Genomic DNA, 11937 nt, shown 5'->3' on the forward strand with positions numbered 1-11937 from the left:
TTCAACCTCGCCTGCGAGCCCGAAGAAACATTTTTCTCATAAGCAGCGGGATCATGCCGTTGTAGAGCCGTTTCGTCTCGCTGACGAAACTTGAAAGGCTCGAAAGCTCCTTGTCAATTCGATGCAATGCAGCCCGGTTGTCCTGAGCCGCACTGTTGAGCGAAATGGAGACATCCAGGATCGGGCCAATTTTTCCAATTTCCGGTCCAATGGATCCGACCTGTTTTCCAAGCTCCGTCAACGCTGCGATGTTGCTCTCCAACGTTTTTGTGTTTGATCGCAGCAATTCCACAAGCGCGGCCTGATCTGGCGAAGTCTGCCATCCATGCATCTCCTTCACGATGGCGGCCCATCTGCGCGGCGGAAGCGATACGCCGATTTCCTCGATCCAGCACGCGGTGGCCAGCGAGCGTTCGTCAGCGGTCGTATCCGTATCGGCCTCAATGGACTGATTGTAGACCCTGAGATGCTCATCGACGAAGTGCGAGATATCAGCCACTTCGCGAAAATAGGCGGAAACCTTGGCGGCATCGCCGGCATCAAACCGCGAGATCGCTTCCATCAGATTTGTGACGGTGGTCGGCTTGGTCAAAAGGCCAACGCCTAGGTTCATTTGCCGCCATGCCTTCATGTTTGCCGTATCCAGCAAGCCGGCGAAGCCACGCGCGTCGCAGACGGCGACTGAGCACCCCACCGCGGCGGCTTCAATGGCCATACGGGCGGTTGCAAACACGATGTCGTATTCGAGCAAATCCTTTTCGAGTTGATGAGAAAAGCGTCCTGTAGCCGGACCCAACTCATCCAGGTGAACGTTGCTTTTCGAGCAGGCTTCGCGCACTGCCTGCTGGTGTTCGAAATTCTTGGTCAGCAGCAGCCCTCTGGCGGGTCTGGAAGGCAGCGGCAGGCGGGGCTTGAAACGTTGAAGGTCGACCGCGTTGTAGATGAGGTCCAATTTGTCAGCCGGTACGCCGCGTGACAGGCATTTGGCCTTGCAGGCTTCATCGACCGCGATCCAGCGGCGTATCTGTGGATGAAGCATGGGAGCTTCGACTTCGAAGAAAGCGCTGTGGCAGGAAAACACGGCTGGCACATCGGGAAACCGCGCCAGCGCGGTCAGGCAAGGCGTCAAATGTTGGCCATGGATGATGTCGGGCTTTTCGACGATTTCTGCAATCCGGTCGACCACATGGTGTCCTCGTCGGCGCATTCTGTCGGCCATATCGCCAAGGGTTGGAGCCAGCACCATGGTTTGATGACCGGCACCGCGAAGCCCGTCGGCCAGCAATTCGACAACGGCTTCGGTACCGCTGTTTTGCGACGCGAACAGATTGGTAATGAGAACCCGCAATGCCGCCTCCTTAGCTGTTTCGCAAGCGCATTGGCTGCGAGGATAACAGATGCTAGGCAGCGTTCTTAGTTTGAAGGCATTGACCCGACAAGCTTGTACAAAATTGAACCGCGCCAACTCGATGTTGGGAACCTTTGATGCCTAGTCGCCTTGATGCGATCCAAGGCGCGGATGTGTGCCGAAACCCGGATTGGAGCCGTAGCTTGTCCGAAAAGTTGCAATATGTGCTGATCCTTGCACATCCCGGGCATGAGCTTAGGATTCATCACTGGCTTGAGCTCAAGAAACCGCGAATCTACCTTTTGACGGATGGTTCAGGCGGCCGCCACTCTGCCCGAACCCAATATTCACGCGACGTGGTGGAAGCTGTTGGCGCAACCGCTGGGGCGGTGTTTGGCGATATTCCGGACGCCGCCTGGTATAAAGCGCTGTTGGCTAGGGACTGTGGAGTCTTTGCCGATGTGCTGGCGAGAATCAACCTCGATGTGTCTGATATGAAGGACGTGCAAATCGTCTCGGACGCGGTCGATGGCTACAATCCGATGCACGATCTGGCATATGCATTCGGCAATGCCCTCAATAGGCTGCTGCAAAGCACACGGCCAGGGCGCAAGCAGCTTTGCACTGCCGCAGTCCCCAATGTGCCGGGGGTTATCGAAGTGGAAACTCAACTGGATTCGGCTGCTCGCACCAGGAAGATGGCTGCGGTCAAAGCCTATACGCCATTGGCGGATGAAGCGCGCCAGATTCTGGATCGGGATCCGCAGTGCTTCGACAGAGAATTTCTCATCTCGCAGCACTTTGACTGGGATGCGCCTTGGACGCCGGAGTGGGAGCGAATTGGCAAGGAGCGCGTGGTGAACAAGGTTTACGACAGGTGCATTACCTACAAGGAAAATGTGCAGCCTGTTGCCCAGCGACTCGTGTCGGGAAACGCCACAAGGCACAAGTAGCGGAGAGCCCAGCCCTCCGTCTTCCAGACGATCTGTGAAGGGCCCGACCATCACCATCCAGCAGCCCTTGAAAAAACGCACCAACCAGATTTACAACTGACATGTTAGTGGGCTATCACTGCCTTCGAACATCTTTCGGAGACTTCCCGGTGACATCACGCTTTGGCCTTTCAGCCGCCCTCACCACGCCTTTTGATGCCTCCGGGCAGATCGCCATCGCGCCGATGATCGCCCAGGCCGGGCGTTGCCTGGCGGAGGGGTGCACCAGCGTGACGCTTTTCGGCACCACCGGCGAAGGCGCATCGGTGGGCGCCTCGGAGCGGCGGTCGGTGACCGAAGCCATGCTGGCTGCCGGCATCTTGCCACATCAGCTTGTTGCCGGCGTGCTGGTCGATGCGGCCGAAGACGCCGCCGAACAGGCACGGCATGCCTTGCAGCGCGGCGCCCGCAACATTCTGCTTGCGCCGCCGAGCTACTTCAAGAATGTCGGCGAAGACGGTCTTTTCGGCTGGTTTTCCACTGTTTTTGCCGCGCTCGGTCCGCTCGCCCGTGACGTGCTTCTCTACAACATCCCCTCTGTCACGATGGTGAAGCTCTCGCTTGGCCTGATCGGCCGCTTGCGCACCGCCTTTCCGGATGTCGTCGCGGGGGTCAAGGATTCCGGCGGCGACTGGGCCTACAGCGAGGCGCTGATCGGCGCCCATGGCGATCTGGTCATCCTGATCGGTGACGAGCGGCATCTGGCGCGGGCGGTGCGAATTGGCTCTCAAGGCGCCATCTCCGGCATGGCCAATTTCGTCACCGGCGAGATCCGCGCCATGGCCGAGGACGGGCGCGATGATATCCGCGTCGAGCGTTTCGTGCTCGAACTGCTCAAATATCCGGTCACGCCGGCGGTGAAGGTCATGGTGGCGCGCAAGACCGGCGACGACCGCTGGCTGGCGGTCCGCCCACCGCTGGAGCCGATCGCTTCGCAGGGGCGCCAACAGCTTGCCGTCGCCTATGACAGTCTGTTTGCCAGGGAATCAGCCTGACCGGCAAAGGAAAGCGCGCTGAAATGGAAGACGGCAGCGAACCGACCACCCTTAGGGAAAAAGCCTATGCCAGCTTCACACGGCATTTGCTGGCTCGCGATTTGCTGCCGGGCCAATTCGTGTCGCAGCGCGAACTGGTTGCCTTCACCGGCCTGCCGCTCGGCGCCATCCGCGAAATCGTGCCGCGTCTCGAGGCCGAAGGGCTTCTGACGACGATCCCGCAGCGCGGCATGCAGATCGCCCATATAGACATCAGTCTGATCCGCGAGGCTTTTCAGTTCCGACTGTTCATGGAGCGCGAAGCGGTGGCGCTGTTCACCACCAGCGCGCCCGACGAGGAACTTGCCCGCCTGCGACGCGAACATGAGGAGATGCTGGCGCAAGCCCTTTCGCAGACCCCGACGCCGGAAATGGAAGCCAAGGCCCAAAAGATCGACTGGGCGATGCACGACACTTTCATCGATGCGCTGGGCAACGAGATCATCGCCAAGGCCTATCTGGTCAACTCGGTGAAGATCCGGCTGATCCATCAGGAGCGCTTCCGCATCGACGGGCGCGTCGTGCCGGTCATGCGTGAGCACCTCGCGGTCATCGAAGCCATGGAGAGCCGCGACCCGCAAAAGGCGGTCGAGGCGATCAGCCTGCACATCGACAAGGCGCGCCGGCTGGCGCTGCAAATCTGAGGAATCATGAGCCGCGCCGCGGTCGCGGCGCAATCGACAACGACAGCAACCGGGAGGAAGAAATGTCGTCCAATCTGTTCAACCCAACCAGGAGGCAACTCTTGCAAGGAACCGCGGCACTCGCTGCCGCCGGGCTTGCGGGCGTCCGCCCAAGTTTTGCCGCCGCCGTCGACTGGAAGCGCTTTGCCGGCACGACGCTCGACGTCAATCTGGTCAAAAGTCCGCGCAGCGACACCCTCATAAAATATCTCGCCGAGTTCGAGGACCTGACCGGGATCAAGGTCAATGCCGAGGCGACGCCCGAACAGCAGCAGCGCCAGAAGACGGTGATCGAACTGAGCTCCGGCAAGCCGAGCTTCGACGTCGTGCATCTAAGCTACCATGTGCAGAAGCGGCAGTTTGAAAAGGGCGGCTGGCTTGCCGACATATCGGGCTATCTCACTGACCCCGCCCTGACCGATCCCGGCCTGGTCGAAAGAGATTTCGCCGATGCCGGCATGCTGTTCGCCAAGGACAGCCAGGGCGTGCTGCGCTCGCTGCCTTTCTCGGTCGACTATTGGATCGTCTACTGGAACAAGGAGCTTTTCGAGGCCAAGGGCCTCAAATATCCCGAAACCTTCGAGCAACTGGTGGCCGCCGCCGAGGCGCTGACCGACGCGTCGAACAACACCTACGGTTTCGTCGCCCGAGGCATCAAGAACGCCAACACGCCAGTGTGGACGTCACTGATGCTCGGCTACGACATGACGCCACTCGATGGTCAGGGCAAGCTGCGCACGATGTCGCCCGAGGCGATCGAGGCCGCCAGCCTATACCAGAGGCTGATGACCAAGTCCGCGCCTCCAGGCGTCACCGGCTTCAACTGGGCCGAAGCGCAGTCCGCCTTCCTGCAAGGCAAGATCGGCATGTGGTTCGACGGTGTGGGCTTTGCCCCGCCGATGGAAAATCCTGAAAAATCGCGGGTGGTCGGCAAGGTCGGCTATGGTGTTATGCCCAAGGGCCCCAAGGCGCACGCCTCGGGCACGTTCGGCGACGGCATCGGCGTGACGGCCGCCAGCGAGAAGAAGGAGGCCGCCTATCTGTTCTGCCAGTGGGCAGTGTCGCCGGCCATGGGCGCGCGCCTGCTGCAGGCAGGCGCCGGTGTCCCGTTCCGCAAGTCGGTGCTTGAAGATCCCAAGGTGCGCGAAGGCGTCACCATGCCGGCGAGTTGGCTCGATGCGGTGGTCGGCTCCGGCAATGTCAGCCGGCTGTCGCTGCCGGTCATTATCCCGGTCACCGAGTTCCGCGACATCTATGGCGTGGCGCTGACCAATTTGATTGCCGGCGCCGATCCGGCGGAAGAGCTGAAGAGGGCCACCGAGCAGTTCCAGCCGGTCCTCGACAGGAGCGAGCAAGGCTGATGTCCGCCACCGCCCCAGAACGCACCGGGGTGACGACGCAAGCCATCGAAGGGAGCCAGACGATCCGGCTGGCTCCCAACTACTGGCCTTTCGTCATTCCGGCGCTCGTCGTCGTCGGCGCAGTGATCGTCTTTCCCTGGGCCTTTACGCTGTGGATGAGCGTCAACCGCTGGACGCTCGGTCAGTCACGAAGCTTTGCCGGGATGGAAAACTATTTTCGGCTGGCAGTCGACCAACGCTTCTGGGAATCGCTGCTCCACACCTTGAGCTACACCTTCCTCTCGGTTGCCGCGCCGATGTTGTTCGGCACTGTCGCCGCCCTGATCTTCGACGCCAGGTTTCCGCTGCGCGGTCTGTTGCGCGGCGTTTTCGTGATGCCGATGATGGCAACGCCCGTCGCCGTGGCGCTGGTCTGGACCATGATGTTCCATCCTCAGCTCGGTGTCCTCAACTACCTGCTGTCGCTGGTTGGCATCCCGGCGCAGGAATGGATCTTCAACGCCAACACGGTCATCCCCTCGCTGGTCGCGGTCGAGACCTGGCAGTGGACACCGCTGGTGATGCTGATCGTGCTGGGCGGCCTGGCGTCCGTGCCGCGCGAGCCATTCGAGAGCGCCGAGATCGATGGCGCCAATGCCTGGCAGCAATTCCGTTATCTTACCTTGCCGATGATCGCGCCGTTCCTGATGATCGCGGTTATCATCCGCACCATCGATGCGCTGAAGAGCTTCGACATCATCTACGCGATGACCCAGGGCGGACCCGGTACGGCCTCGGAGACCATCAACATCTATCTCTACAACACCGCCTTCTCCTACTACGACATCGGCTATGGCTCGGCCGTGGCCGTAGTGTTCTTCATCGTCATCGTCGCCTTGTCCTTCATCCTCTTGATGTTGCGCCAGCGCTCCCAGTGGATCGGCGTGGAGGGCAAATAGATGAGTTCACGGCTGCTCAATCAGGTCGGGCTGTTTTTCGCGGCCCTGGTCTTCGTCTCGCCGGCGATCCTGTTCTTCCTCTGGATGATCTCGCTGTCGCTGAAATTCGAGATCGACAACGGCGCCTATCCGCCGATCCTGATCCCCGAACATCTCGCCTGGTCGAACTATGCAAAGGTGTTCGAGGAGAACAACTTCCTGCTCTATCTCTGGAATTCGGTTCTGGTGACCGGCACGGCGACACTTTTGGCACTGCTGATCGGTGTGCCGGCCGGCTATGGCATCGCACGGCTCAAGGCCGAACGGTCGGCGGTCGTCATCATGATCGCCCGCATGACGCCGGGGCTTTCCTATCTCATCCCGCTGTTTCTGCTGTTCCAATGGGTCGGCATACTCGGCACGCTCTGGCCGCAGATCATCATCCATCTGGTGGTGACGGTGCCGATCGTCGTCTGGGTGATGATCGGCTATTTCGAGACCACGCCGATGGAGCTGGAGGAAGCGGCCAACATCGACGGCGCCAGCTCCTGGCAGGTGTTCCGCCTGGTCGCCTTGCCCATAGCCAAGCCGGGCATCGTGGTTGCCTTCATCCTGTCCGTCATCTTCTCATGGAACAATTTCGTTTTCGGCGTGGTGCTCGCCAGCCGCGAAACGCGCACGCTGCCGGTCGCCGTCTACAACATGCTTTCCTACGAACAGGTGAGCTGGGGACCGCTCGCCGCCGCCGCACTTGTGGTGACGCTGCCGGTGCTGGTGCTGACCATGTTCGCACAAAGGCAGATTGTCGCCGGACTGACCGCCGGCGCCGTCAAGGGCGGCTGAGCGCTACCCTACATCCAATTTTTTTCGAGGAAACCCAATGGCTTCGGTGACAATCAACAACGTGCAGAAGGCCTTCGGAACGGCCAAGATCATTCACGATGTCAGCGTCGATATCGCCGATGGCGAGTTCGTCATCCTGGTCGGTCCGTCGGGCTGCGGAAAGTCGACGCTGCTGCGCATGATTGCCGGACTTGAAACGATCTCGGGCGGCAGGATCGCCATTGGCGATCGCACCGTCAACAATCTGCGGGCGCGGGACAGGAACATCGCCATGGTGTTCCAGAACTACGCGCTCTATCCGCATATGACGGTGGCAGACAATATGGGCTTTGCCCTGAAGATCAAGAAAGCCGATCCGACCGACACCGCCAGCCGCGTCGGCAGGGCCGCCAGCATTCTCGGTCTCGACAAGCTGCTCGACCGCTACCCGCGCCAGCTTTCCGGCGGGCAGCGCCAACGCGTAGCCATGGGCCGCGCGATCGTGCGCGACCCGCAAGTCTTCCTGTTCGACGAGCCGCTCTCCAATCTCGACGCCAAATTGCGCGTCCAGATGCGCGGCGAGATCAAGGCGCTGCACCAGCGACTGGGCACCACGACGATCTATGTCACGCATGACCAGATCGAGGCCATGACCATGGCCGACAAGATCGTCGTGCTGCACGACGGCCTCGTCGAGCAGATCGGCGCACCGCTCGATCNGATCTCTATGACCGTCCGGCCAATCTCTTCGTTGCCGGCTTCATCGGCTCGCCCGCCATGAACTTCATTGCCGGACGTATCGAGGAAGGCGTTTTCCGCAGCACCGGCGGACTGACCCTGCCACTGCCGGAAGGCATCCACCCGGCGCATGCTTCGGGGAACGACCTCGTCTATGGCATCCGCCCGGAACATATTCGGGCGACTGCCCAAGGCATCCCTGGCAATGTCAGGCTCCTGGAAGCGACGGGGTCGGAAATCTTCGCCAAGGTGGATTGTGGCGGCGAAGAGATCTCCTGCCTTTTCCGCGAACGGCTTGCGCTGAAGCAGGGCGAGCCGGTGCGCATCGAGGTCGACCGCGCCTGTGCTCACCTGTTCGACGCCAAGACCGGCCGGCGTTTATAGAGCAAAGGTCCGATATCCCAGCGCAAAGGTCTCAAGCGGCGGTTAGCTCTTGCCACGAGCGTCCCTTGGCAGCAATCTCGGCTCATAGAGCCGCTCATCGAGTGGATGCCGGTGCGTCAGGATTTTGCCATGACCCGCGATCAGATGCTCGCCCACCTCCGCGCCGCCGATGAAGTCGCGCGCGAGGCGGCGGCGCATGGGCATCATCCCTTCGGCGCCGTCCTGGTCGGGCCGGACGACCACATCCTGATGCGGCAGGGCAATCTCGACACGGTGCGCCATGCCGAGACCGAGATCGCCCGGCGCGCCGCGGCGGCCTACGAGCCGGAGTTCCTGTGGCAATGCACGCTAGTCTCGACCTTTGAGCCGTGCGCGATGTGCGCTGGCACGATGTATTGGGCGAATATCGGGCGGTTGGTCTACGGGTGCGATGAGACCAAGATCCTTGCGCTGACCGGGGATCACCCTGAGAACCCGACGATGAGCCTCTCCTCGCGCACCGTGTTCGGCTCCGGCCAGAAAAAGATCGAGGTCATTGGCCCCTTCCCCGAAATCGAGGACGAGTTGCACGTGCCGCACCGCGATTTCTGGAAGCGCTGACGCTTCGTGCCAGTCGGCAACCGGTCGATGGCAACAGCCATCGGATCGATCGGAGCCGTAATGCTGCTGCCGTGCGCGTGGGAAAGTCTCCCCGCAGGCTATGGTGGATTTATTGCGATTTGGTGAGCGCGATGGGATTCGAACCCATGACCTACTGATTAAAAGTCAGTTGCTCTACCGGCTGAGCTACGCGCTCCCGCGGGCTCAAAAGCCGCCCTCGAAATTGCGCGGAACATAGGGAGAGTGCCTCGACCGGTCAACCGGAAAAAGAGGGTTCGTAAACATGGCTTCGCCACGTCGCGACACTCTCTCGCCGCATCAGCGGAGAGAGCAACTAAGGAGCTCAGCCGTTTTGCCCGCAGCGGCATCCTGTCCCCGGAACAATTGCATAGGCCACTCGTTTTCCCAGCACGGGGACGTCCGCTAACCCTTGAGGAGAAGAGCAATGAACAGAATCACAGTGGGTATGCTGGCCGCCACGCTCTCGGCCACATTCGTTACGGCGGAGGCGCTGCCCGTCAACGCCCAACCGAGCTATGTGCCGCAATCCCAGGTCGCGGTGCCGGATGTGCAGACAGTCCAGTACCAGGAGTGGCGCAAGAACCGCTACAATCGCAGCTTTTCGCGTGACCGCAATTTTTCCCGGAATCGCGTGATCTATTGGAACGGCCATCGCGGCTATCGCGAATATCGCCCCGGCTATCGCCGCCACGGCGATTATTGGTTCCCGCTCGCGGCCTTCGCTACCGGCGCGCTGATCACCGGCGCCATCATCAACAACGAACGCAATCGCGTCTATGAGGGCAATTCGCATGTGCAGTGGTGCTACGATCACTATCGCAGCTACCGCGCTTCGGACAACACGTTCCAGCCGAATTACGGCCCGCGCCGTGAGTGCCGTTCGCCCTACTGATTGAGTGAGTGGAAGTGATAGCGCTCCATTGAAGACCCGTGCCAGAAGTGGCGCGGGCCTTTCTTTTCGGTCAGCCCGCCCAACTGATGCCCTTGATGATGTAATAACGCGCATCGCCTTCCGCGCTCGGTGATCGATATGCTCCAAGGGCATCGCAAATTCGAACCGCTACTGCGCTCAGTTCCCACCCAAGCACCTCCAAGTCATCATCCACATCCGTAACGTAAGTCTGGGTCAGTTCGTCGATGCTGTTCGTCTCGCCGAAGGATCGAACCCGCTTTGCACCGATCATGACATTGTCGGGCCAATTTGAATTTGCCCAAGCCCAGAGCCAACTCTGTGACTTAGCGCTCGTGGAACCGGCAATCTGGACCTCTGCGGTCACTTTGACATCCCCGTCTTTGGCAAACAAAAGCCTTCTGGTCGCTATGTCATAGTCATAGCGCGACCAACTGCCGAGGCGGAATTCCTTTTGCAACCGGTCATTCTTGGCATTCAGCTGTTCGATAGCCTCGTCGCGCCACGCAGGATACCAGTCTGGCTTCATCCCCTCGCCCCATCACTCATCACCTCACGGGTGCTTATTGCACGCTCAGCGTTCTGCGAACAGCATCGCGCCAGCCAGCAAGCTTGGCTATGCGCACGGAGCCATCCATGTCCGGCTGGAATCGTCGCTCCAGTGCCCAGCTTTTCGCGAACTTCTTGGCATCCGGCCACACACCTGCCTTCGAGCCAGCCAGCCATGCGGCGCCCAGCGCGGTCGTCTCGAGAATGGTCGGACGGTCGACCGGCGCATCGAGGATGTCGGCCAACCGCTGCATGGTCCAGTCCGACGCCACCATGCCGCCATCGACCCTGAGCACTGTCCTGGCTGAGGCGCCCTTCCAGTCCTTGCGCATGGCGTCGAGCAAATCGCGTGTCTGGTAGGCCACGGCTTCCAGCGCGGCGCGAGCGAACTCTGCCGGACCGGAATTGCGGGTCAGCCCGAAAATGGCGCCACGTGCTCCGGCGTCCCAATGCGGTGCGCCGAGACCGACGAAGGCGGGCACCAGATAGACGTTTTGCGTCGCATCAGCCTCGGCCGCCAGTCTGCCGCTCTGCTCGGCCTTGCCGATCACCTTGATGCCATCGCGCAGCCATTGGACCGCAGCACCGGCAATGAAGATCGAGCCTTCCAGCGCATAGGTCGTCTTGCCGTTCAGCCGGTAGGCAATGGTGGTCAAAAGCCGGTTTTTCGAGCGCACCAGGTCGCTGCCGGTGTTGAGCAGCGCAAAACAGCCGGTGCCATAGGTGGATTTCATCATGCCCGGCTCGAAACAGGCTTGGCCGATGGTCGCGGCATGCTGGTCGCCGGCGACACCGAGGATTTTTATCTCGGCGCCAAAGAGGTTTTTTTCCGTGATTCCAAAATCATCGGCACAGTCTTTTACCTCGGGAAGCATTTTTGCCGGGATGTTGAGAATGGCCAGCAGCTCGTCGTCCCAGGCATTCTCAGCGATGTTGTAGACCAGCGTGCGCGAGGCGTTGGTGGCATCGGTGGCGTGGACCTTGCCGCCGGTCAGCCGCCAGATCAGAAAACTGTCGATGGTGCCGGCCAGCAATTCGCCCTGCTCGGCGCGCTTTCTGGCGCCCTTCACCTTGTCGAGCATCCAGGCGATCTTGGTGCCGGAGAAATAGGGATCGAGCAGCAGGCCGGTCTTGCGGGTGAACTTTTTCTCCAGCCCCTGCTTCTTGAGTTTCTGGCACAGCGGCGCGGTGCGCCGGTCCTGCCAGACGATGGCGTTGTGGATCGGCTTGCCGGTCGCCCTGTCCCAGATGACGACGGTTTCGCGCTGGTTGGTGATGCCAAGCGCAGCCACTTCGGAAGCATTCCGGCCGGCCTTCTTCAGCGCCGCCTTCACCGTCGCCACCACACTCGCCCAGATTTCCTCCGGATCATGCTCGACCCAGCCGGAGGCCGGATAATGCTGCGTGAATTCCTTCTGCCCGCTGCCGACGACCTTCATCTGGCCATCGAACAGGATCGCCCGTGTCGAAGTCGTTCCCTGGTCGATTGCCAGCACAAAACCGCTCATTCCAGCGCCCTCCGCCTCGATACAAAGAGGGGAGACGGCAACGAGCCGCCTCCCCCAATTTCACACGGAC

11 protein-coding genes, 1 tRNA gene and 1 pseudogene are annotated in these 11937 nt (G+C 60.8%); 9 read left to right on the top strand and 4 right to left on the bottom strand.

All coding sequences use genetic code 11. The features are described 5' to 3' along the window. Position 1: 1 nt before the first annotated feature. Positions 2-1348, bottom strand: coding sequence for a glycosyltransferase (locus X744_RS156755; protein ID WP_023759284.1), 1347 nt, complete (start codon positions 1346-1348; stop codon positions 2-4). 203 nt (positions 1349-1551) lie between these two features. Here X744_RS156755 and X744_RS01000000169630 point away from each other — a divergent pair, with 203 nt between their 5' ends. The 8 genes and pseudogenes from X744_RS01000000169630 to X744_RS156725 all read left to right on the top strand — a co-directional run bounded on the left by X744_RS01000000169630 (position 1552) and on the right by X744_RS156725 (position 8879). Beyond that, complete coding sequence (locus tag X744_RS01000000169630) at positions 1552-2301, top strand: hypothetical protein (RefSeq protein ID WP_245266604.1); 750 nt, start codon at positions 1552-1554, stop codon at positions 2299-2301. Between the two features lie 149 nt (positions 2302-2450). Then, positions 2451-3335, top strand: a complete 885-nt coding sequence (locus tag X744_RS156750; RefSeq protein ID WP_023759286.1) for a dihydrodipicolinate synthase family protein — start codon at positions 2451-2453, stop codon at positions 3333-3335. A 23-nt stretch (positions 3336-3358) separates the two neighbouring features. Continuing rightward, positions 3359-4018 (top strand): GntR family transcriptional regulator, encoded by a 660-nt coding sequence (locus X744_RS156745; protein WP_023759287.1) that lies wholly within the window; start codon positions 3359-3361, stop codon positions 4016-4018. 62 nt (positions 4019-4080) lie between these two features. After that, entirely contained in the window at positions 4081-5418 is a 1338-nt protein-coding gene (locus tag X744_RS156740; protein ID WP_023759288.1) for a sugar ABC transporter substrate-binding protein, read from the top strand. Further along, positions 5418-6356, top strand: a complete 939-nt coding sequence (locus X744_RS156735) for a sugar ABC transporter permease (protein WP_023759289.1) — start codon at positions 5418-5420, stop codon at positions 6354-6356. The genes X744_RS156740 and X744_RS156735 overlap by 1 nt, the downstream gene beginning before the upstream one ends. Next, on the top strand, positions 6357-7178 hold the full coding sequence (locus X744_RS156730; protein ID WP_023759290.1) for a carbohydrate ABC transporter permease: 822 nt from the start codon (positions 6357-6359) through the stop codon (positions 7176-7178). A gap of 37 nt (positions 7179-7215) precedes the next feature. After that, positions 7216-8279, top strand: a pseudogene (ugpC, locus tag X744_RS01000000169635) (sn-glycerol-3-phosphate ABC transporter ATP-binding protein UgpC). 129 nt (positions 8280-8408) lie between these two features. Further along, a complete protein-coding gene (locus X744_RS156725; protein WP_023759291.1) occupies positions 8409-8879 on the top strand; it encodes a nucleoside deaminase in 471 nt (156 codons plus the stop codon). Between the two features lie 120 nt (positions 8880-8999). Here X744_RS156725 and X744_RS156720 read toward each other — a convergent pair. Further along, positions 9000-9075, bottom strand: a tRNA-Lys gene (locus X744_RS156720). Positions 9076-9324: 249 nt separating this feature from the next. Here X744_RS156720 and X744_RS156715 point away from each other — a divergent pair. Beyond that, positions 9325-9792 carry a BA14K family protein gene (locus tag X744_RS156715; RefSeq protein ID WP_023759292.1) on the top strand — a complete coding sequence of 156 codons (468 nt, stop codon included), beginning with the start codon at positions 9325-9327 and terminating at the stop codon, positions 9790-9792. A 70-nt stretch (positions 9793-9862) separates the two neighbouring features. Here the strand turns inward: X744_RS156715 and X744_RS156710 are convergent, their stop codons facing one another. Both X744_RS156710 and glpK read right to left on the bottom strand, forming a co-directional pair. Then, positions 9863-10339 (bottom strand): DUF6882 domain-containing protein, encoded by a 477-nt coding sequence (locus tag X744_RS156710; protein ID WP_023759293.1) that lies wholly within the window; start codon positions 10337-10339, stop codon positions 9863-9865. A 34-nt stretch (positions 10340-10373) separates the two neighbouring features. Next, positions 10374-11867, bottom strand: a complete 1494-nt coding sequence (gene glpK, locus X744_RS156705) for a glycerol kinase GlpK (protein WP_023759294.1) — start codon at positions 11865-11867, stop codon at positions 10374-10376. Positions 11868-11937: the final 70 nt, after the last annotated feature.

It is taken from the genome of Mesorhizobium sp. LNHC252B00 (assembly GCF_000502955.1).
Taxonomy (GTDB): Bacteria; Pseudomonadota; Alphaproteobacteria; order Rhizobiales; family Rhizobiaceae; genus Mesorhizobium.